The organism is Pigmentiphaga soli (assembly GCF_039541095.1).
Classification (GTDB): Bacteria; Pseudomonadota; Gammaproteobacteria; order Burkholderiales; family Burkholderiaceae_B; genus Pigmentiphaga; species Pigmentiphaga soli.
The window spans coordinates 214,262-235,649 of sequence record NZ_BAABFO010000005.1; the positions used below are offsets into that span (position 1 = coordinate 214,262).

At 69.7% G+C, this 21,388-nt stretch carries 21 protein-coding genes; 15 read left to right on the forward strand and 6 right to left on the reverse strand.

All coding sequences use genetic code 11. The annotated features are described in order from the left end of the window. Positions 1-13: 13 nt before the first annotated feature. Together ABD927_RS07355 and wrbA are read right to left on the reverse strand one after the other, a co-directional pair. A complete protein-coding gene (locus ABD927_RS07355; protein ID WP_345247838.1) occupies positions 14-415 on the reverse strand; it encodes a DUF2069 domain-containing protein in 402 nt (133 codons plus the stop codon). Between the two features lie 4 nt (positions 416-419). Next, positions 420-1,031, reverse strand: a complete 612-nt coding sequence (wrbA, locus tag ABD927_RS07360; protein ID WP_345247840.1) for an NAD(P)H:quinone oxidoreductase — start codon at positions 1,029-1,031, stop codon at positions 420-422. 24 nt (positions 1,032-1,055) lie between these two features. On the opposite strand from wrbA, the gene ABD927_RS07365 reads away from it, so the two are divergent. The 4 genes from ABD927_RS07365 to ABD927_RS07380 all read left to right on the forward strand — a co-directional run bounded on the left by ABD927_RS07365 (position 1,056) and on the right by ABD927_RS07380 (position 5,121). Further along, positions 1,056-2,432: a YihY family inner membrane protein gene (locus ABD927_RS07365; protein ID WP_345247842.1), complete on the forward strand. Its 1,377-nt coding sequence runs from the start codon at positions 1,056-1,058 to the stop codon at positions 2,430-2,432. Between the two features lie 117 nt (positions 2,433-2,549). Then, positions 2,550-3,020, forward strand: coding sequence for a CBS domain-containing protein (locus tag ABD927_RS07370; protein WP_345247844.1), 471 nt, complete (start codon positions 2,550-2,552; stop codon positions 3,018-3,020). A gap of 88 nt (positions 3,021-3,108) precedes the next feature. Then, entirely contained in the window at positions 3,109-4,212 is a 1,104-nt protein-coding gene (gene aroC, locus ABD927_RS07375) for a chorismate synthase (RefSeq protein ID WP_345247846.1), read from the forward strand. Between the two features lie 72 nt (positions 4,213-4,284). Then, positions 4,285-5,121 (forward strand): M48 family metallopeptidase, encoded by an 837-nt coding sequence (locus ABD927_RS07380; protein WP_345247848.1) that lies wholly within the window; start codon positions 4,285-4,287, stop codon positions 5,119-5,121. An 18-nt stretch (positions 5,122-5,139) separates the two neighbouring features. On the opposite strand, the gene ABD927_RS07385 is transcribed toward ABD927_RS07380, so the two are convergent. Together ABD927_RS07385 and ABD927_RS07390 are read right to left on the reverse strand one after the other, a co-directional pair. Next, the gene (locus tag ABD927_RS07385) at positions 5,140-5,655 is read right to left on the reverse strand and encodes a helix-turn-helix transcriptional regulator (RefSeq protein WP_345247850.1); all 516 of its coding nucleotides are present in this window, start codon (positions 5,653-5,655) and stop codon (positions 5,140-5,142) included. 2 nt (positions 5,656-5,657) lie between these two features. After that, positions 5,658-5,933, reverse strand: coding sequence for a hypothetical protein (locus ABD927_RS07390; RefSeq protein ID WP_345247852.1), 276 nt, complete (start codon positions 5,931-5,933; stop codon positions 5,658-5,660). Positions 5,934-6,262: 329 nt separating this feature from the next. On the opposite strand from ABD927_RS07390, the gene leuC reads away from it, so the two are divergent. The 11 genes from leuC (at position 6,263) to ABD927_RS07445 (ending at position 17,797) form a co-directional block, all read left to right on the forward strand. Next, on the forward strand, positions 6,263-7,672 hold the full coding sequence (gene leuC / locus ABD927_RS07395) for a 3-isopropylmalate dehydratase large subunit (RefSeq protein WP_345247854.1): 1,410 nt from the start codon (positions 6,263-6,265) through the stop codon (positions 7,670-7,672). 143 nt (positions 7,673-7,815) lie between these two features. Beyond that, positions 7,816-8,478: a 3-isopropylmalate dehydratase small subunit gene (gene leuD, locus ABD927_RS07400; RefSeq protein WP_345247856.1), complete on the forward strand. Its 663-nt coding sequence runs from the start codon at positions 7,816-7,818 to the stop codon at positions 8,476-8,478. 43 nt (positions 8,479-8,521) lie between these two features. Beyond that, positions 8,522-9,598: a 3-isopropylmalate dehydrogenase gene (gene leuB, locus ABD927_RS07405; protein WP_345247858.1), complete on the forward strand. Its 1,077-nt coding sequence runs from the start codon at positions 8,522-8,524 to the stop codon at positions 9,596-9,598. A gap of 144 nt (positions 9,599-9,742) precedes the next feature. Then, the gene (gene asd / locus ABD927_RS07410) at positions 9,743-10,867 is read left to right on the forward strand and encodes an aspartate-semialdehyde dehydrogenase (protein ID WP_345247860.1); all 1,125 of its coding nucleotides are present in this window, start codon (positions 9,743-9,745) and stop codon (positions 10,865-10,867) included. Positions 10,868-10,922: 55 nt separating this feature from the next. Then, on the forward strand, positions 10,923-12,701 hold the full coding sequence (locus ABD927_RS07415) for a motility hub landmark protein FimV (RefSeq protein WP_345247862.1): 1,779 nt from the start codon (positions 10,923-10,925) through the stop codon (positions 12,699-12,701). Positions 12,702-12,716: 15 nt separating this feature from the next. Next, positions 12,717-13,508, forward strand: coding sequence for a tRNA pseudouridine(38-40) synthase TruA (gene truA, locus ABD927_RS07420; protein ID WP_345247864.1), 792 nt, complete (start codon positions 12,717-12,719; stop codon positions 13,506-13,508). A 7-nt stretch (positions 13,509-13,515) separates the two neighbouring features. Next, positions 13,516-14,157, forward strand: coding sequence for a phosphoribosylanthranilate isomerase (locus ABD927_RS07425; RefSeq protein WP_345247866.1), 642 nt, complete (start codon positions 13,516-13,518; stop codon positions 14,155-14,157). 65 nt (positions 14,158-14,222) lie between these two features. Beyond that, complete coding sequence (trpB, locus tag ABD927_RS07430; protein WP_345247868.1) at positions 14,223-15,422, forward strand: tryptophan synthase subunit beta; 1,200 nt, start codon at positions 14,223-14,225, stop codon at positions 15,420-15,422. 8 nt (positions 15,423-15,430) lie between these two features. Beyond that, positions 15,431-16,297, forward strand: coding sequence for a tryptophan synthase subunit alpha (gene trpA / locus ABD927_RS07435; protein WP_345247870.1), 867 nt, complete (start codon positions 15,431-15,433; stop codon positions 16,295-16,297). Next, the gene (accD, locus tag ABD927_RS07440; protein WP_345247872.1) at positions 16,294-17,163 is read left to right on the forward strand and encodes an acetyl-CoA carboxylase, carboxyltransferase subunit beta; all 870 of its coding nucleotides are present in this window, start codon (positions 16,294-16,296) and stop codon (positions 17,161-17,163) included. The genes trpA and accD overlap by 4 nt, the downstream gene beginning before the upstream one ends. Positions 17,164-17,263: 100 nt before the next feature. Next, entirely contained in the window at positions 17,264-17,797 is a 534-nt protein-coding gene (locus ABD927_RS07445) for an acyloxyacyl hydrolase (protein WP_345247874.1), read from the forward strand. Positions 17,798-17,928: 131 nt separating this feature from the next. On the opposite strand, the gene ABD927_RS07450 is transcribed toward ABD927_RS07445, so the two are convergent. Together ABD927_RS07450 and ABD927_RS07455 are read right to left on the reverse strand one after the other, a co-directional pair. Continuing rightward, a complete protein-coding gene (locus tag ABD927_RS07450) occupies positions 17,929-19,227 on the reverse strand; it encodes an HmuY family protein (protein ID WP_345247876.1) in 1,299 nt (432 codons plus the stop codon). 23 nt (positions 19,228-19,250) lie between these two features. Next, entirely contained in the window at positions 19,251-21,305 is a 2,055-nt protein-coding gene (locus ABD927_RS07455; protein ID WP_345247878.1) for a TonB-dependent receptor plug domain-containing protein, read from the reverse strand. Positions 21,306-21,388: the final 83 nt, after the last annotated feature.

Sequence of the window (21,388 nt, forward strand, 5' to 3'; positions counted from 1 at the left end):
GCGGCTTGGCCTTTCAACCCGGTGGTGCCGCGCCGGCGCGGGCGGCCTTTGCCGCCTTGGCGGCTCGTTTGGCCGGATGCACGTAGAGGATGGCCGAGAAGAAGAACACCGCCGACAGCAGTACTTCGACCCAGGCCACCCGGGCCGAGAAGCCGGGGTCGGACGTGGCGCGCACCACGCCTTCCATCAGATACAGCAGCACAAGCATCGAGGCCCACTGGTAGGTATACAGCCGGCCGCGCAGGATGCCGCGCAGCGGCAGCGCCAGCGGGACCGCCTTCAGGAACAGCAGCGAACCGCCGGGCCGCAGCGGCGCCAGGAAGATTTCCCAGGCCAGGCAGAGCAGGATCAGCGCGATCAGCGAGGCCGAGGCGGCCAGCCGCAGGCGGGGGTTGAGTTCTACGGGATCGGCCATGGCATCAGCCCCGCCCGTCGGGCCGCAGCGCGGACAGCGCCTGCGCCGTGCGGGCCAGGCGGGTGCCGAGCGCCTGCGCCAGGCGGTTTTCGTCGGCGCTGAAGGCGCGGCTGTCGTCGACCCCGGCCACGTGGGTGGCGCCGTAGGGCGAACCGCCGGCCTGGGTGCCCATCAGCGCGGGTTCGGAAAACGGCAGGCCCAGCAACAGCATGCCGTGATGCAGCAGCGGCAGCATCATCGACAGCAGCGTGCTTTCCTGGCCGCCGTGCATCGAGCCGGTGGAGGTGAACACCGCTGCCGGCTTGCCCGCCAGCGCGCCCGACAGCCACAGCGAACTGGTGCCGTCGATGAAATGCTTCATCGGCGCCGCCATGTTGCCGAAGCGGGTAGGCGAGCCCAGCGCCAGGCCGGCGCACTGTTCCAGGTCGGCCAGTTCCACATAGGGCGGGCCGTCGTCCGGAATGGCGGGCGCGACGGCCTCGCATACGGCCGATACCGGCGGCACCGTACGCACGCGCGCCTGCATGCCGGCCACCCGTTCGACGCCGAGCGCGATCTGTTCGGCCAGCCGGCGGGTGGAACCGCGGCGGCTGTAGTACAAGATGAGAATATCCATGGGCCTGTATTATCCTCTTCCGTCATGACAGACCACGATGCGGATACCCCTCATGCCGACGGCGCCCGTGTGCGCGCGCGCGGCAGCCTGGCGGCCGGCAGGGCGGCGCTGCAGCGCCGGCTGCTGGCGCGCGAGTCCGTGCCGCACCGGATCGGCCGCCTGCTTGCGTTCGCGCTGGCGCGCGCGGCCGAAGAGCGCATCGCCCAGGTGGCGTCGAGCCTGACCTTCACCTCGGTATTGTCGGTGGTGCCGCTGCTGGCGGTGGCGCTGGCCCTGTTCACGGCCTTCCCGCTGTTCGCGGAGTTCCAGCGCGCGCTGGAGCGCTACATGGTGTCGAACCTGATGCCGCCCTCGGTGGCCGACAACATCATGGGTTACTTGAACCAGTTCGCGCAGGGCGCGTCGCGGCTGACCGCGATCGGCGGCGTGTTCCTGATGATCACGGCGGTTTCGCTGATGCTGACCATCGACAAGGCGCTCAACGAGATCTGGCACGTCCGCAAGGGGCGGCCGCTGGCGCAGCGCGTGCTGATCTACTGGGCAACGCTCACGCTCGGCCCCGTATTGATGGGGGCCAGCCTGTGGGCCACCTCGTTCCTGGTGCGCGAATCGCTGGGGCGCGCGGCCGATCTGCCGGCCCCGGTCGGGCTGGTGCTGTCGCTGGTGCCGATGGTGCTGACCGGGCTGGCGTTCGCCGCGCTGTTCGTTGTGGTGCCTAACCGCCATGTCGAGGTGCGCGATGCGGCGGTGGGCGGTTTCGCGGCCGCGGTGGTGCTGGAGGTGATGAAAGGGGGCTTCGCGTTCTATCTGTCGCGCTTTCCCACCTACACCGTGCTGTACGGCGCTTTCGCGACGCTGCCGATCTTCCTGATCTGGGTCTATCTGTCATGGCTGGTGACGCTGTTCGGCGCCACGCTGGCGGCCAGCCTGCCGTCGATCCGCATGGGGCGCTGGAGCACGCGCAAGCACGTAGGCGCGCACGTGGTCGATGCGATCGCGGTGCTGCGCGCGCTGGCCGCGGCGCGTTGCAAGACGCCGCCGGGGCTGGCCACGCGGGCGCTGCACGGCCACATGCATCTGCATCACGACGAGTTGATGGCGCTGCTGGAAACGCTGGCCGAGATCGGCTATGTGGCGCGGATCGGCGACGCCGGCTCGGCGCGCGAGCGCTGGGCGATGGTATGCGATCCGGCCGCCGCGCCGCTGGCGCCGGTGCTCGACCGCCTGCTGATCGACCGCAAGGCGCTGGCAGCCGAGGCGCCGCCCGATCTGATGGCGGCGGTCGACGCCGCCTGGCGCGACGATACGCTGACGATCGCGCAGATACTGCCGGCGCCGGCCGGTACGCCGGCGCGTGCGATCAGGCCGGCGCCGCAGGGGACGGCACGCACCGGCGGATGAGCCGCACGGCAGACCGGATGGCGCCGCCCGGTTGATGCGGCGGCGCAACGGCGCTAGGATAAAGTAGCCCCGAGTTCCATCCCGGCAACTCTCGGCGTCCCGTCCGAGGAGACAGCCATGATCAAAGTCAGCGAAATCCTGCGCGTCAAGGGCGATGCGCTGTATACCGCCAGCCCCGACACCCAGGTCATGCAGGTGGTCGAGACGATGGCCTCGCACGACATCGGCTCGCTGGTGGTGATGGAATTCGGCGAACTGGTGGGCATGCTCACTTTCCGCGAAATCATCCGCCACCTGCACGCCAATGGCGGCGCGCTGGGCAACACCACGATCCGCGCCATCATGGATGATGCCCCCGTCACGGTGTCGCCCAATACCGAGGTCAACGAAGTGCGGCGCCTGATGCTCGACAAGCACGCCCGCTACATCCCGGTAATGGACGGCCGCATGCTGCTGGGCGTGATCTCGTTCTACGACGTGGCCAAGGCCGTGCTGGAAGCGCAGAGCTTCGAGAACCGCATGCTCAAGGCCTACATCCGCGACTGGCCGGGCGAGCAGCGCGAGGCCGAAGGCTCCGCGCCGTTCTGAAGGCCCGCACCCGGGCGGTGCGCGCCGCTCCCTGCCCGTGGGATGCGATAATCCCGTTCCCGCAATCCCGGCACGCAAGGCCCCGCACATGGCAGGCAGCACCCTAGGCACGCTCTTTCGCGTCACCAATTTCGGCGAATCGCATGGCCCGGCGGTCGGCTGCGTCATCGACGGCTGCCCGCCCGGCATGGAGCTGTCCGAGGCCGACATCCAGGCCGACCTCGATCGCCGGCGGCCCGGCACCTCGCGCCACGTCACGCAGCGCCAGGAACCCGACCGGGTCGAAATCCTGTCCGGCGTCTACCAGGGCCGCACCACCGGCACCCCGATCGCGCTGCTCATCCGCAACCAGGATGCCCGCAGCAAGGACTACAGCGCGATCGCCGAAACCTTCCGCCCCGGCCATGCCGACTACACCTACTGGCACAAGTTCGGCATCCGCGACCCGCGCGGCGGCGGGCGTTCGTCGGCGCGGCTGACGGCGCCCACGGTGGCCGCCGGCGCGGTGGCGCGCAAATGGCTGGCGCAGCAGTACGGCACCACGGTGCGCGGCTACATGAGCCAGCTCGGCCCGATCCGGATTCCGTTCGAAAGCTGGGACGCGGTGCCGAACAATCCCTTCTTCGCGCCGGGCGAATCGAAGCTGGCCGAACTCGAAGCCTTCATGGACCAGCTGCGGCGCGACGGCGATTCGATCGGCGCCCGCATCGAAGTGGTGGCCGAGCGCGTGCCGGTAGGCCTGGGCGATCCGCTGTACGACCGGCTCGACGCCGACATCGCGCACGCGATGATGGGGCTGAACGCGGTCAAGGGCGTGGAGATCGGCGCCGGCTTCGCCAGCATCGAACAGCGCGGCACCGAGCATGGCGACGAGCTTACGCCCGACGGTTTCCTGTCGAACAACGCGGGCGGCGTGCTGGGCGGCATCTCCACCGGCCAGCCGGTGACGGTCTCGCTGGCGATCAAGCCCACCTCGAGCATTCGCAGCCCGCGCCGCTCGATCGACAAGTCGGGCGCGCCCACCGTGGTCGAAACCCTCGGCCGCCACGACCCTTGCGTGGGCATCCGCGCCACGCCCATCGCCGAGGCGCTGCTGGCGCTGGTGCTGGCCGACCACGCGCTGCGCCAGCGCGCGCAGGGCGGCGACGTGCGGGTCGAGACGCCCGACATCGCCCGGCGACAAGGACAGTAACAAGACCGCGTGCCGGCGCCGCGGCCGATCGGGCAGAATGGGGCGGGCGTCCGTTTCTTTTTTCCTACAACGATGAACAACAAGAAACCTTCTGCCGCGGGCCGGATTGCGGCCGGCCTGCTGTCGCTGGCGGCGCTCGGGGCGCTGGCGGCGTGCGAAACAGTCAGCACCACCCAGGCGGGCACGATCGGCATCGACCGCACCCAGCGCATGTCGAGCCTGGTATCGGAAGCCCAGCTCGAGCAGGAAGCGGTCGGGCTCTACCAGCAGACGTTGTCGCAGGCCAGCACCAAGGGGCAGCTCAACCCCAATGCGTCGCAGACCACCCGCGTGCGCAACATCGCGCAGCGCCTGATCGGCCAGGTCGGCGTGTTCCGCCCCGACGCCACCCGCTGGAACTGGGAAATCAACGTGATCGGCAGCAGCGAGGTCAATGCCTGGTGCATGCCGGGCGGCAAGATTGCCGTCTACACGGGGCTGCTCGACGCCGTCAAGCCGACCGACGACGAACTGGCCGCCGTGCTGGGCCACGAGATCGCGCACGCGCTGCGCGAACACGCGCGCGAGCAGGCCTCGCAGCAGGTCGCCACCAACGTCGGGCTGAGCGTGCTGGCCGCGGTTACCGGCAGCCAGGCCGCCTCCGACCTGGGCGGCACGCTGAGCAACGTGATGTTCGGCCTGCCCAACAGCCGCCTGCACGAAACCGAGGCCGACCGCATCGGCGTGGAGCTGGCGGCGCGCGCCGGCTACGATCCGCGCGCGGCCGTCACGCTGTGGACCAAGATGGAAAAGCTGAGCAGCGGCGGCGGCACGCCCGAACTGCTGTCGACCCACCCGTCGGCCGAGTCGCGCATCGCCGATTTGCAGAAGGCTTCGCAGCAGGTGTTGCCGCTGTATCACCCGCGGTAGGGAAGCGGCACGCCGGCATCAGCCGGCCAGCCGCTCCGGCTGCGCGGCCGTCAGCCGATGCTGTTCCTTGGCTACGTTGATTTGCAAGGCGGCCCGGGCCGTTTCCAATACGTCTTGCGGCAAGGCATATCCGGCCTCGTCCTGCAGCCAGGCCAGTACGTCGGCAAGATGCCAGATCGATGCGCTGCCTTCATGGATCGGCGCCGGGAAGCGGCTGGCGTGGGCCACCATCAGCTTGCGCATGTTCTGCCTGGAAACGCCGGCAATGCGGGCTACCTCGGTCAGGCCGACCAGATCCGGCGCCGCTTCGATCAGCGTGGCCGATGGCACGGCGCGCCGCACGTCGTCCAGCGCGCTGCGCAAGGCGGCCTCGGCGGTCCCGGCTTCCCGGGTGAACTCCAGGGCGAGCCGTCCCGGCAGCCCGATTCCCACCAAGGCATCGTCGCAACCGGATGCACCCAGGCGCTCGACCAGCATGTCGGCGTCGCAGTCATCGGCCGCCAGCTGGTACTTCAAGGTAAAGGTGTATTCCATCGCTATCCCCCCAATACGGTGAGCATTTCGCGCAACTTGCGATGCGCGGCGCAGTGGTCCACGACCCGCCGCAGCGCGCGGGCATGATTGCCGGCGTTGCGCGGCGTGCCCCATACGCTGACGATGCAGAATTCTCCGCAACGGCAGTCGTCATCGTCATAGGGGCAATAAAGGCGCCCCCAGGCGTGGCCTTCGCACGTTTCGATCCGCCATCCTTGGCCTTCGGCGTACCGGAGTGCCGCCTCGACCTCCTTCTTGGAGTGGCTGGGTCGTGTCATCGTGTGTCTCCGGAATGATATGGGCGATATGTATGGTTGTCAAATGACAACCTGGTCGAGGGTTGCGGTGTCATGAAGCAGGCTGCTGCCGGGCACCGTAAAGCCGGCAGCTCGTGTCGTGGCCGGGGGGATATGCCCAATAGCGCGCACCGCAGGCGCCCTCCGCGCCGCCCTGTCACGCCTATGGCATAATCGAAGACTCCCTATACAACATGCTGCCACCCCGATCCAGGGCACGGCGGGTCCGGCTTTGCCGGTCCGCCAGTGCCGCCCCCTTGAGGGGGACGCGCGAAGCGCGTAGGGGGTGGGACCACCCCTAGACCGGAACCATGGCCCAGACCCCCAAGACCCTCTACGACAAACTGTGGGAAGCCCATGTCGTCGACCAGGAAGAAGACGGCACCTGTCTGATCTACATCGATCGCCACCTGGTGCACGAAGTCACCAGCCCGCAGGCGTTCGAAGGGCTCAAGCTGGCCGGCCGGCCCGTCTGGCGCATCAACGCCAACCTGGCGGTGGCCGACCACAACGTGCCCACCCACAACCGCGCCGGCGGCATCGAAGATCCCGTGTCCAGGCTGCAGGTCGACACGCTCGACGCCAACTGCAGCGAATACGGCATCGTCGAGTTCCGGATGAACGACCATCGCCAGGGCATCGTGCACGTGATCGGGCCCGAGCAGGGCGCCTCGCTGCCTGGCATGACCATCGTCTGCGGCGACTCGCACACCAGCACCCACGGCGCGGTGGCGGCGCTGGCCTTCGGCATCGGCACCTCCGAGGTCGAGCACGTGCTGGCCACGCAAACGCTCATCATGAAGAAGAGCAGGAACATGCTGGTGCGGGTCGAGGGCGAACTGCCCGCCGGCTGCACCGCCAAGGATCTGGTACTGCACGTGATCGGCCGCATCGGCACCGCCGGCGGCACCGGCCACGCGATCGAGTTCGCCGGCAGCGCGGTGCGCGGCCTGTCGGTCGAGGGCCGCATGACCATGTGCAACATGGCGATCGAGGCCGGCGCGCGCGTGGGCCTGGTCGCGGTCGACGACAAGACCATCGACTACTTCCGCGGCCGTACCTACGCGCCCGCCGGCGCCGCCTGGGACCAGGCCGTGGCCTACTGGCGCACGCTGCATTCCGACGAAGGCGCGCAGTTCGACCGCGTGGTCGAGATCGACGCCGCCGAGATCCAGCCGCAGGTCACCTGGGGCACCTCGCCCGAGATGGTGCTGCCGGTCGGCGCCCGCGTGCCCAATCCCGCCAGCGAAAGCGACGAGATCCGCCGCGACAGCGTGCAGCGCGCGCTCGACTACATGGGCCTGCAGGCCGACATGCCGATCACCGACATCAAGGTCGACAAGGTGTTCATCGGCTCCTGCACCAATTCGCGCATCGAAGACCTGCGCGCCGCCGCCGCCGTGGTGCGCGGCCGCCGCGTGGCGCCGAACGTGAAACTGGCGCTGGCGGTGCCGGGCTCGGGCCTGGTCAAGTCGCAGGCCGAACAGGAAGGGCTCGACAAGATCTTCCTCGAGGCCGGCTTCGAATGGCGCGACCCGGGCTGCTCGATGTGCCTGGCGATGAACGACGACCGCCTGGAGCCGGGCGAGCGCTGCGCCTCCACCTCGAACCGCAATTTCGAGGGCCGCCAGGGCGCCGGCGGGCGCACCCACCTGGTCAGCCCGGCAATGGCCGCCGCCGCCGCGGTCACGGGCCATTTCGTCGACGTCCGGAAGTTATGAGCCCCCCCGTACGCGCTTCGCGCGCCCCCCGGGGGGCGACGCTGGCCGACCGGCGAAGCCGGATCGGCGGCGTCCTGATTGGGCCTGTGGCAGTGCGAGCCGTATGGGAATTGAAGCTGGGATATGAGGAATAAAGGATAGCCATGGAAGCGTTTACCGTTCACGAAGGCCTGGTGGCCCCGCTCGACCGCCAGAACGTCGACACCGACCAGATCATCCCGAAGCAGTTCCTGAAGTCGATCTACCGCACCGGCTTCGGCCCCAACCTGTTCGACAGCTGGCGCTACCTGGACGAAGGCCAGCCCGGCATGGACAACAGCAAGCGGCCGCTGAACCCCGACTTCGTGCTGAACCAGCCGCGCTACCAGGGCGCGTCGATCCTGCTGTCGCGCAAGAATTTCGGCTGCGGCTCGAGCCGCGAGCACGCGCCGTGGGCGCTGCAGCAGTACGGCTTTCGCGCCGTGATCGCGCCGTCGTATGCCGACATCTTCTTCAACAACTGCTTCAAGAACGGCCTGTTGCCGATCGTGCTGCCGGAAGAAGAGGTCGACCGCCTGTTCCAGGAAGTCGAGGCCAAGGAAGGCTACACGCTGAAGATCGACCTGGAACGCCAGGTGGTGGTGGCCGCGGGCGGGCGCGAAGTGCCGTTCGCGATCGACGCCTTCCGCAAGTACTGCCTGCAGAACGGCCTCGACGACATCGGCCTCACGCTGCGCAAGGCCGACAAGATCCGCGCGTTCGAAAAGCAGCGGCTGGCCAGCCTGCCGTGGCTCGACGTGCAGGCGCTGTCCGGCCCCGCCGCCTGAACCGCCGCGCGTTCGCACTCCACGTTTTCCACTGACAGTCACCATGACCCAACTCATCGCAGTGCTGCCGGGCGACGGCATCGGCCCTGAAATCATCGAGCAGGCCGTGCGCGTGCTGACCGCGCTGGGCGAATCGTTCACGATCGAGCAGCAGCCGGTGGGCGGCGCGGCCTACGATGCCGCCGGCCACCCGCTGCCGCCGGCCACGCTCGACCTCGCGCGCAAGGCCGACGCGGTGCTGTTCGGCTCGGTGGGCGACTGGAAATACGACAAGCTCGAGCGCGCGCTGCGGCCCGAGCAGGCCATCCTCGGGCTGCGCAAGCAGCTGGGCCTGTTCGCCAACCTGCGCCCGGCCATCCTGTACCCCGAGCTGGCCAATGCCTCGTCGCTCAAGCCCGAGGTGGTGTCCGGGCTCGACATCCTCATCATCCGCGAGCTGACCGGCGACATCTACTTCGGCCAGCCGCGCGGCATCCGCACCGCGCCCGACGGCGTCTTCGCCGGTGCGCGCGAGGGCTTCGACACCATGCGCTATGCCGAGCCCGAGATCCGCCGCATCGCCAAGATCGGCTTCGAGACCGCGCGCAAGCGGCGCGGCAAGCTGTGCAGCGTCGACAAATCCAACGTGCTGGAAACCTCGCAGCTGTGGAAAGACGTGGTCACCGATGTCGCCAAGGAATATCCCGACGTCGAGCTCAGCCACATGTACGTCGACAACGCCGCGATGCAGCTGGTGCGGGCGCCCAAGCAGTTCGACGTGATCGTGACCGGCAATATGTTCGGCGACATCCTGTCCGACCAGGCTTCGATGCTGACGGGTTCGATCGGCATGCTGCCGTCGGCCTCGCTAGACGAGTCGGGCAAGGGCCTGTACGAACCCAGCCATGGCTCGGCGCCCGACATCGCCGGCAAGGGCATCGCCAATCCGCTGGCCACCATCCTGTCGGCGGCGATGATGCTGCGCTATTCGCTGGACAAACCGGCGCAGGCCGACCGCGTCGAGGCGGCGGTCAAGTCGGTGCTGGCCCAGGGCCTGCGCACGGCCGACATTTACGAAGAGGGCACCACCAAGGTCGGCACCACGGCCATGGGCGATGCCGTCATTAAAGCAATGGGGTGACCCCCCTACGCGCTTACGCGCGCGCCCACGGGGCGATGCGGGCGGCCCGGCGGAGCCGGCTCCGCCGCATCCTGGATAGGTCGGCGCGACATCGTGCGGCGTGGAAGGCGCGCAGCGCCATGGAAAACTAAGTAGAGGTATGTCATGAAAGCAGTCGGTCTGGTCGGCTGGCGCGGCATGGTCGGCTCGGTGCTGATGCAGCGCATGCGCGAAGAAGGCGATTTCGCCTTCGTCGAGCCGGTGTTCTTTTCCACCAGCAACGCCGGCGGCGCGGCGCCGTCGTGGGCGGAGGGCGCCGGCCCGCTGCAGAGCGCGTACGACGTCGACGCGCTGAAGAAGCTGCCGATCATCGTCACGGCGCAGGGCGGCGACTACACCACCGAGATCTACCCCAAGCTGCGCGCGGCCGGCTGGGACGGCATCTGGATCGACGCCGCCAGCACGCTGCGGATGGCGGACGACGCCATCATCGTGCTCGACCCGGTCAACCGTTCCGTGATCGACGCGGCGCTGGCGCGCGGCGTGAAGAACTACATCGGCGGCAACTGCACCGTCAGCTGCATGCTGATGGGGCTGGGCGGGCTGTTCCAGCACGGCCTGGTCGAATGGCTGACCAGCATGACCTACCAGGCCGCTTCCGGCGGCGGCGCGCAGCACATGCGCGAGCTGCTGACCCAGTTCGGCCTGCTCAACGACGAGGTCGCCCATCTGCTGGCCGACCCGGCCTCGGCCATCCTCGAGATCGACCGCGCGGTGCTGGCGCGCCAGCAGGACGGCTCGCTGCCGCAGGAGCACTTCCAGGTGCCGCTGGCCGGCAACCTGATCCCCTGGATCGACAAGGACCTGGGCGACGGCATGTCGAAGGAAGAGTGGAAGGGCGGCGCCGAAACCAACAAGATCCTCGGCCTGGGCGGCGCAGGCGCGGCGCCGATCCCGATCGACGGCCTGTGCGTGCGGATCGGCGCGATGCGCTGCCACAGCCAGGCGCTGACCATCAAGCTGAAGAAAGACGTGCCGCTCGACGAGATCGGCGACATCCTGCGCTCGGCCAATCCCTGGGCGAAAGTGGTGCCCAACACGCGCGAGGAAACCCTGCGCGGGCTGACCCCGGTGGCCACCACCGGCACGCTGGCGATTCCCGTCGGCCGGCTGCGCAAGCTGGCGATGGGGCCGCAATACCTGAGCGCGTTCACGGTGGGCGACCAGCTGCTGTGGGGCGCCGCCGAACCCCTGCGCCGCATGCTGCGCATCGTGCTGGGCGAACTCTAGACGCAGGTACGAGGCGGATGGTATGGTCGCCTGTCGAAAATCAGGGGGTCGACGCGTGCAGTCCAATATCCGTCCCGCATCCGGCGCGCGGGCGCCCATCGTGCCCGCCGCGCCGCGTACCGCGCTGGCCGGCTGGCTGGCGGCCGGCGCCGGCCTGGCGCTGGCGGCCGCCGCGCAGGGCGCCGAACTCGGCAGCCTGCGCGTCTTGTCGGCGTCGGGCGAGCCGCTGCGCGCCGAAATCGAAATCACCGAACTCGCGCCCGGCGAAGCGGCCTCGCTGAGCGCCCGGCTGGCCGACCGCGAGGTGTACCGCCGCACCGGCCTGGAATATGGCGATACGCTGTCCGGGCTCACGGTCGACGTGCACGACAACGCGGCGGGCCGCAAGGTGGTCGGCATCGCCTCGTCCACGCCGCCCGCGTCGCCGGTGCTCGACCTGCTGGTCGAGCTCGGTTCGCGCAGCGGGCGCTTCATCCGCCAGTATTCCTTCGTGCTCGACGCCCGGGCCGGCGCCGCCGCGCCGGCGGCCGAGCCGCTCAAGGTGGCGCCCGGCGATACGCTGTTCGGCATCGCGCGGCGCATCCGCCCGCCCGAGGCATCGATGCCGCAGACGCTGGCGGCGCTGCTGCAGGCCAATCCCCAGGCCTTCATCGGCGGCAACATGAACCGGCTGCGCGCCGGCGCGCTGCTGTCGATGCCCACTCCGGCGCAGATCGGCGCCGTCGACCAGGCCGCCGCCGCGCGGCTGTTCGCCGAGCAGGCCGCCGCCTACGACGCCTTCCGGCAGCGCGTGGCGGGCACGGCGGGCGATGCCGGCGCCGCCGGGGCACGCGCCGGCCGGCCCGATGGCGGCCGCATCGGCGCAGGCGCCGGTAACAGTCAACCCGAGGCGCCCGCTGCCGACACCCTGCGCCTGTCCAGCGGCGGCGAGCCCGGCACGCGCGACGGCGGCGCCGAGGCGGCCAGCGACCGCCGGCAGGAAGAGCGCGACGCCACCCGCAAGGCGATCGCCGAATCCGAATCCCGCGTCAACGAATTGCAGCGCAACGTCGACAGCATGCAGGGCATGCTGTCGGTGCCCAACGCCGCCATGGCCGCGGCCCAGCAGGCGGCCGGCGGCAACTCGGCCGTCGATGCGGCGGCCGCCGGCGGCGACGGCGCGCCGGCCGGCAACGGTCCGGCCGCGGCCGAGGGCGGCATTACCGTCGCTTCGGCCGACGGCAGCACCGCCCCGAATGCGCTGGTCGGCGCCCCGGCCGACGAGGCGAGCCGCCCCGGCTTGTCCGACCGCGCGATCCGGACGCTGGCCGCCGTCGTGGGCGCGCTCGGCGCGCTGCTGGTGCTGCTGGCCTGGCGCCGGCGCAGTACCGCCCGGCGCACCGCCACGGCCGGCGCCGCGGCCGAGCCGGCCGCCGGTGCGGACGACGATCCCTTCAGCGGCTGGGAGGCGCTGCCCACGCTGGCCTCATCGGCGGCCGCCGCGGCCGCCGCGGCCGCCTACGCCGGCAATGGCAAGGCCGGCGAAGCAGACGACGGCGAAGCCGACGAGGGCGACGCCCCGGCGCGCCGCGCCCCGGCCAAGCCGGTCGCCCTGGACTTCGATCTCGACCTCGACGGCCCCGCCGAGCCTGCCGCCGCCCCGGCCGCGGCGCGGCCCGGCATCGAGCTGGATACCGACGTCATCCGCCCGGATGCCGGCGCGCAGCTGGCCACGGCCCGCGCCTTCATCGAAATGGGCGACCGCGACGGCGCTCGCGAATTGTTCGAAACCGTGCTGCGCAGCGGCACCGACGAGCAGCGCCGGCAGGCGCGCGAAGCGCTCGCGGCGCTCTGAGCGCCGCCGCGGCCCATGCCTCGCATTGCGCTGGGCCTCGCCTACGACGGCGCGCCATGGATGGGCTGGCAGACCCAGCCCCACCGCCAGACCGTGCAGGACACGCTGGAAGCCGCGCTGGCGGCTTTCGCCGGCCGGCCGCAAGCCACGGTCTGCGCCGGCCGCACCGACACCGGCGTGCACGCGGTGCAGCAGGTGGTCCATCTCGACACCGACATCGTTCGCCCCGAGCAGGCCTGGGTGCGCGGCGTCAACGCCCACCTGCCGCCCAGCGTCGCGGTGCGCTGGGCGCGCACGGTGGGCGACGATTTCCACGCCCGTTTCTCCGCCCGCTCGCGCAGCTACGTCTACCTGCTGGTGGAAGACCCGGTGCGGCCGCCGGCCTGGGCGGGGCGCGCCGGCTGGAGCTTCCGGCCGCTGGACGAGGCGGCCATGCGGCGCGGCGCCGCCTGCCTGCGCGGCGAGCACGACTTCAGCAGCTTTCGCTCCTCGCAGTGCCAGGCGGCCTCGCCGGTGCGCACGCTGCACCAGCTCGACATCGAGCGGCGCGGCCGTTTCGTCATCTTCACGCTGCGCGCCAACGCCTTCCTGCATCACATGGTGCGCAACATCGTCGGCGCGCTGGTCTACGTCGGCCAGGGCCGGCAACCGCCGGAATGGATGCCGGCCCTGCTGGCCGAGCGCGACCGCCGGCGCGCCGCGCCCACCTTCGCGCCCGACGGCCTGTACCTGACGGCGGTCGGCTATCCGCCGGAATGTGGCCTGCCGCCCACCGATGCCACCAGCGAAGTGCGCGAAATGCGATAATGGCGGGATGTCCCGAACCCGCATCAAGATCTGCGGCCTGACCCGCGAGCAAGACATCGAGGCCGCCGTCGAGGCGGGCGCCGACGCCATCGGCATGGTGTTCTACCCGCCCAGCAAGCGGTGCCTGACGCCCGAGCGGGCGGCGGCGCTGCGCGCCCGGGTGCCGCCCTTCGTCGACGTGGTCGCGCTGTTCGTCAACGCGGCCGAGGCCGAGATCGCGCGCGTGGTCGACGCCGTCCGGCCCGACCTGCTGCAGTTCCACGGCGACGAAACCGTCGAACAATGCGAACGCGCCGGCCTGCGCTATCTGCGCGCTTTCCGCGTGGGCGCGCCGGGCTTGGAAACCTCCGGTGCTTTGCTAAAATCGTGCGAACTTTACGGTTCTGCCGCCGGCTGGCTGTTCGACAGCCATTCCGAAGGCTACGGCGGCAGCGGGAGAGCGTTCGATTGGTCTCTGGTCAGCAGCGCAAGCGCGCGTCCGGCCGTTTTGTCTGGTGGGTTGCATGCAGAAAATGTGGCAGCCGCGCTGGCAATGGTGCGTCCGTTCGCCGTTGACGTAAGCAGCGGCGTGGAAGACGCGCCGGGCATCAAGAACGCCGACCGGATCCGGCGCTTCGTAGCCGAAGTGCGCCGGTTCGACGCCAGCTAGCCCGGCGTCCCAGACCCTGTCCCGCAGCCGGCCCCCGGCGGCCGCGGGCTCACCGAGACAAGCCTGTGAAACCATACGATTTTCCCGATGCGCACGGTCATTTCGGCCAGTACGGCGGCGTGTTCGTTGCCGAAACGCTGATGTACGCGCTCGACGAGCTGCGCGACTGCTACGCCCGCTACAAAGACGATCCCGAATTCGTCGCCGAGTTCGAATACGAGCTGAAGCATTTCGTGGGCCGCCCCAGCCCGGTCTACCACGCCCGCCGCTGGTCCGAACAGCTGGGCGGCGCGCAGATCTGGCTCAAGCGCGAAGACCTGAACCACACCGGCGCCCACAAGGTGAACAACTGCATCGGCCAGGCCTTGCTGGCGCGCCGCATGGGCAAGCGCCGCGTGATCGCCGAAACCGGCGCCGGCCAGCACGGCGTGGCCACCGCCACGGTGGCGGCGCGCTACGGCATGGAATGCGTCGTCTACATGGGCATCGAAGACGTGCGCCGCCAGGCGGCCAACGTGTACCGGATGAAGCTGCTGGGCGCCACCGTGGTGCCGGTCGAATCCGGCTCGCGCACGTTGAAAGACGCGCTAAACGAGGCCATGCGCGACTGGGTCACCAATGTGGAGAGCACCTTCTACATCATCGGCACGGTGGCCGGCCCGCACCCGTACCCGATGATGGTGCGCGATTTCCAGACCGTGATCGGCAAGGAATGCCTGGTGCAGATGCCCGAGGCGGCCGGCCGCCAGCCCGACGCGGTAATCGCGGCGGTGGGCGGCGGCTCCAACGCGATGGGCATCTTCCATCCCTACATCGACCATCCGGACGTGCAGCTGATCGGCGTCGAGGCCGCGGGCGAGGGCATCGCCACCGGCCGCCATGCCGCTTCGCTGGCCGGCGGCGTGCCCGGCGTGCTGCACGGCAATCGCACCTACGTGCTGCAGGACGACAACGGCCAGGTGATCGACACGCACTCGATCTCGGCCGGGCTGGACTACCCCGGCGTCGGCCCCGAACATGCGTGGCTGATGGAATCGGGCCGCGCCACCTACGTCGGCGTCACCGACGAGGAGGCCCTGGCGGCCTTCCACCAGTGCTGCCGGATCGAAGGCATCATTCCCGCGCTGGAATCGTCCCACGCCATCGCGCATGCCGTCCGCCTTGCGCCCACGCTCGGCCGCGACAAGATCCTGCTGGTCAATCTTTCCGGCCGCGGCGACAAAGACATGCACACCGTCGCCGAACGTTCCGGCATCACGCTCTGAGACGCGCCATGACGAATCCTTCCCGTATTGCCGCCGCCTTCGCGCGGCGGGCCGCCGCCGGCGGCTGCGCGCTGATTCCCTACGTCACCGCCGGCGATCCCGAGCCGGCCGCCACCGTTCCCGTCATGCACGCGCTGGTCGGCGCCGGCGCCGACGTGCTGGAACTGGGCGTGCCGTTCTCCGATCCGATGGCCGACGGCCCGGTCATCCAGCGCGCCAGCGAACGCGCGCTGGCGCAAGGCGTGGGCCTGCGCGACGTGCTGGCGATGGTGGCCGAGTTCCGCCGGCAGGACACCGCCACGCCCGTCGTGCTGATGGGCTATGCCAACCCGATCGAGCGCATGGGCCAGGCGGCGTTCGCCGCCGCCGCGCGCGAGGCCGGGGTCGACGGCGTGCTGGTGGTCGACTACCCGCCGGAAGAGGTGGTGGAGTTCGGCCGCATGCTGGCGGGCAACGCCATCGACCTGATCTTCCTGCTGGCGCCCACCACGTCCGACGCGCGCATCCGGGCCGTGGCCGAGGTGGCACGCGGCTATGTGTACTACGTGTCGCTCAAGGGCGTCACGGGCGCCGGCCACCTCGACGTGGCCGAGGTCGAGCGCCGGCTGGCCGCCATCCGCGCCCACGTGTCGCTGCCGGTGGGCGTGGGCTTCGGCATCCGCGACGCCGAGAGCGCGCGGGCGCTGGGCGCGGCGGCCGACGCCGTGGTGATCGGCAGCCGCCTGATCCAGGAAATCGAAGCCGCCACGGCCGACCTGCCGGCCGGCGAAAAAGCGCAGCCGGCGGCGCGCGCGGCCGGCGATTGGTTGCGTACAATCCGGCAGGCGCTCGACGGCCTCCCGCCGGCGTCCCGCGAAACGAGGAAATCCGCATGAGCTGGATCGAAAAGCTGCTGCCGCCCCGCATCAAGACGACCGACGGCAGCACGCGCCGCATCCCCGAGGGGCTGTGGGTCAAGTGCCCGTCGTGCGAGGCCGTGCTGTACCGCGACGATCTCGTCAAGAACGTCAACGTCTGCCCCAAGTGCGACCACCACATGCGCATCGGCGCGCGCCAGCGCATCGACGCGCTGCTGGATGCCGAAGGGCGCTACGAGATCGGCATCGGCACGCTGCCGGTCGACAGCCTGAAGTTCAAGGACAGCAAGAAATACCCCGACCGCCTGCAGGAAGCCATGGCGCAGACGGGCGAGACCGACGCGCTGGTGGTGATGGGCGGCGCGATCCACACGCTGCCGGTGGTGGCGGCCTGCTTCGAGTTCGAGTTCATGGGCGGCTCGATGGGCTCGGTGGTGGGCGAGCGTTTCGCGCGCGGCGTGCAGGCCGCGGTCGAGCAGAAGGTGCCCTTCATCTGCGTGGCGGCCTCGGGCGGCGCGCGGATGCAGGAAGGGCTGCTGTCGCTGATGCAGATGGCCAAGACCACGGCCGCGCTGACGCTGCTCAGCGCGCGCCGGCTGCCGTTCATCAGCGTGCTGTCGGACCCGACCATGGGCGGCGTGTCGGCCAGCTTCGCCTTCATGGGCGACATCGTGATCGCCGAGCCCAAGGCGCTGGTTGGCTTCGCCGGCCCGCGCGTGATCGAGCAGACCGTGCGCGAAAAGCTGCCGGAAGGCTTCCAGCGGGCCGAATTCCTGCTGGAAAAGGGCGCCATCGACATGATCGTCGACCGCCGCAAGATGCGCGAGGAGATCGCGCGCCTGCTGGCCCTGCTTACCGGGCAGTCGGCCGACGCCGTGCTGTAACGGAACGGCGTATAGTTCGTCCACGAAGTCTTGCATAACGGTCCGGGCGCGGTCCGCCGCATCCCGGTCCTCGAACAACGAATCGAACGTGGACGATCCTATGAAGAAATTGGGTGTATTGGCGGGCCTGTTGGCGCTGAGTTTCCAGGCGCATGCGGCCGAGCCGCAGGGCTGGGACAACGGAGGCTGGACCCTGCATCTGGGCACCGGCGAGGCCAGCCAGCGCATCACCGTCAACCGCGAAACCGCGCCGCTGTGGCAGCACCGCTTCAGCGGCAGCCGCATCGAACTGGTGGGCGAACTGGGCCTGTCGTACTGGTGGACGACGCAAGACGTACAGGCCGGCTATTCCTCGCACAACTGGCAGCTCAGCGCGATCCCGCTGTTCCGCTGGTGGCCCGGCGACCGCTTCTACATCGAGGGCGGCGTGGGCGCCACCGCCTTCAGCGAACGCCGCTTCCACGACAAGAACATCAGCACCACCTTCCAGTTCGGCGACCACATCGGCGCAGGCTACCAGCTCGACCGCACGACCCGGGTGGGGCTGCGCATCTCGCACTTCTCCAACGCCGGCATCAAGCACCCGAACCCCGGCATGAACGTAGTCCAGCTCACGCTGGGCAAGGCGTTCTAGCGACCCGCGCCGCCCATCCAGGGCACCGCGGATCCGGCTCCACCGGTCCGCCGGTGCCGCCCCTTGAGGGGCGCGCGAAGCGCGCAGGGGTGGTCCTTCCCCCCGGGCGCGCGAAGCGCGTAGGGGTGGACCTACTCAGGCTGTACGTCGTACTCGAACTTCCACGTTTGCGCGCTGCTGGCGTTGGTCGGATCGGCATAGGTGATGCCGGTCAGGTGGATGCGCGCATAGCTGTTGCCTTCGCCGCTGCGGATCAGCGTGCCGTTGTCCGGGTTGGGCGCAATGACGTGGGCCACGCTGCCCAGGCCCGCGGCGCCGGCCGCCTCGGCGGTCGGGTAGTACTTGTACCAGCCATAGTCCAGCGGGTTGGGGTAGCTGCCCTGCGCGGCCGGGTTCAGGATCGACGCGGTGCTGTCCTTGACCCAGGCGCTCGCCCTGGCCGGCCCGGTCTGCGTGCCGGTCAGGTCGGGCAGCGTGTCCGACAGGTTGGTGGTGCTGGTGAACTTGGCCACGATGGGCTTGTTGTCGGCGTCGTAGAAGCCGGCGGGCGTCTTGCTCACGAAACCGGCCACCGTGCCACTGCCCGAGGTGCCGCCGTTGAGCTTGACGTTGTAGCGGTTGAACGCGATCTGCCAGGGGCCATCTTCGCCCACTTCCTGCTTGTTGGCCAGGTCGTAGTACACCCAGCCGCCGGTGGCGTTCACGCTCGCTTCCTGCACCGTGGCGCCGCCGGTCTGCTCGACCCAGCGGAACGACGGATAGCCCGAGGTGGCGCCGCCGGGACCGCCGTAGTAGCCGGTGATCTGCAGCGCGTACACGCCCGCGCCCAGGGTGGTGGCGCTGCTGTCGGTGGTGATCAGGAACACCCGGAAGTTCGGGTACAGGCGGTGGTCGCCGGTCAGGTCGTATTCGAAGGCGGCCGACTGGATATCGTTGGTGCCGGTGAATACGCTGGCCGCGGTGTCGGCGGTGTAGACCGCCGACGGCAGTGTTTCGCCGGACTCCGGGTCGACGGTGGCGCTCTGGTAGGACTGCAGTTCGGTCCAGGTGTGGTCGAACGGCCCGCCGAAGGCGCCGCCGCGGCCCGGGCCGCTGACCCCGCTGTTGGTCCATAGCGTGGCGGTGGCGCCGCTGCTGGTGATCTTCAGGTCCCAGTTGCTGCCGGTGCAGCCGGCCACTTCGCTCTCGGTGTCGAAGTCGTAGCACAGCGAGGTGCCGGAGGCCGGCAGCGTGAAGGTCCAGTTGCCGTCCTTCTGCGTGAACTGGCTGGTGGGCGTGCCGCCGCCGTTGTCGCCGCCATTGTTGCCGCCGTCGTTGCCGCCATTGTCGCCGCCGTTGTCGGCCGAGCCGCCATCGTCGCCGCCGCCGCAGCCGGCCAGCGCCAGCGCCGCGCAGAGCGCGCTGATCATCAGAGTCGATTTGGATTTCATCGCGGGTTTCCTTCCTAGGGTGGTTATTGCGTGCCGCCGAAGGCGTAGCGCGCGCCGGCGTACACGAAGCGGCCGCGCAGGGGGCCGAAGTCGGTGGGGTTGGTGAAATCTCGCTGCCTGTCGAACAGGTTCTTGACGCCGACGAACAGGGTGAGCTGGCGGCCGATGCGGTGGTTGACCGCCAGGTCGACGGTGGTCCAGCCCGGCGAGCGGCCGCCGCCGGCGGCGCCGCCCGAGGTCTGGGCCACGTCGTCGGACGAGACCAGTTCGCCGCTCTGCACGCGGGTGCGCATGGTCAGTTCGGTGGCCGGCAGGAAGCGCCAGTCGAAGCCCAGCCGGCCCACGTGGCGCGGGCGGCGCGTCAGTTCGTTGCCGCTGTCCAGGTCCTTGGCGTCGTTGAAGGTGTAGCCGGCGGTCAGCGTCAGCGCCGGCGTGGCGTCCCAGCGCAGGCCGGTCTCGATGCCGCGGGTGCGGGCGCGGGCCACGTTGCGGTAGGTGTAGACCGAGATGCCGTTGACCACGGCCACGTCGTTCATGTCGGTCTGGATCAGGTCCTTGACGCGGTTCATGAAGGCGTTGACTTCCAGCGACAGGTGCTCGCGGAAGGTGAGCGTGCCGCCCAGCTGGGCGCTGTTGGACGATTCGGGCTTCAGGTCGGGATTGCCGACCACCATGTAGCCGAGCGCGCTGTGGTCGAACAGGTAGTAGCGCTCCTTCAGATTGGGCACGCGGTAGCCCTGGCCGAAGCTGGCGCGCAGCACGCCGTTCCAGTCCGCGGTGTCGAGCAGCTTGCCGCGCAGGCTGGCCTTGGGCGCGAAATGGCTGCCGAAGTCGGAATCGTCTTGCGCGCGGGCGCCCAGCAGCAGTTCCCAGGTGTCGTTGAACAGGATGTCGTTCTGCACGAACAGTTCGCGGCTGGAGCGCTCGACCGAGCCGGCGCGGACGAATTCCGAAACGCCGTTGTTGTCCTGGGTCATGTCCTCGCGGTGGTAGTCGACGCCGAGCTGCCACAGCTGGCTGTGCCAGGCCGGCAGGTCGACCTGGGCGGTGACGTGGCCCATGTTCTGCTTCGCGTTGCGGCGGGTCACCAGGTAGTCCTGCGAGTATTCGTTGGAGGCGCTGTCGTAGGACTCGCCCAAGCCCTTGAGCTGCAGGCGCATGCCGTTGTCGAGCCGCCACTGGCCGCCGCCGGCCAGGCGGTCGCGCGTGATGTGCTCGGTCTTGCGCTGCGGCAGCAGGTTGGGCGGCACGAAGGTGGTGTAGCGCTGGGTGTCGTCCTCGCGGTAGACGCTGCCGTCCAGCCAGTAGCTTTGCGCCGCGGTGGGCAGCCAGTCGACGCGCGCGCTGTATTGCTGGCGGCGGACTTCGTCGCCCTGGCGGCTCCAGCTGTCGGGGTCGACGCCGAAGCCGTCGTCGTCGAGCACGTCGGCGGCGATGCGGGCGCGCAGCGTCTGGCTGCCGCCTTGCAGCGTGAACAGGCCGTGGCGGTTGGCCGGCTTGAGCGAGCCGCCGGACGAGTTCTGGTCGCCGTAGCTGCCGGCGTCCAGCGTGGCCGTGCCCGACAGGCCGGGCCGGGCGGGGCGGGTGATGACGTTGATGACGCCGCCCATGGCCGAGCTGCCGTATTGCGCCGAGGCCGCGCCCTTGACGACTTCGATGTGGTCGATGTCGGTCAGCAGGTACTGGCTGAGGTCGACGGTGGAGCTGGTGCTGGCAGAGATGGGCAGGCCGTCGATCAGCACCAGCACCTGGTCGCCGGTCAGGCCTTGCAGCGACAGTTCATAGCCGGACTTGCCGTGGATCTCGGTCAGCAGCAGGCCGGGGATGTTTTCCAGCGCGTCGGTCAGGGTGCGCGCGTTGGTGCGTTCCAGTTCTTCGCGGGTGACGATTTCGGTGCGGATCGGCGTGTCGGCCAGGGTTTTTTCGGTGCGGGTGCCGGTCACCACCAGCGGTTCGAGGGCTGGCGCTTCTTGCGCGGGGGCGGCGAACGGCAGCAGGCAGGCGGCGCCCAGGGCAGAGCGGATGGCCAGCCGCAGCGGGGCGGCGGCCGGCGGAAAACGGAACGGGCGGGGTTGCATCGAGGCTTGCCGCGATGGGGCGGGTCAGTGGCGAAGCAGCGATTCTTGAACAAATTTCTTTTTGAATCAAGATTAATTCTCAA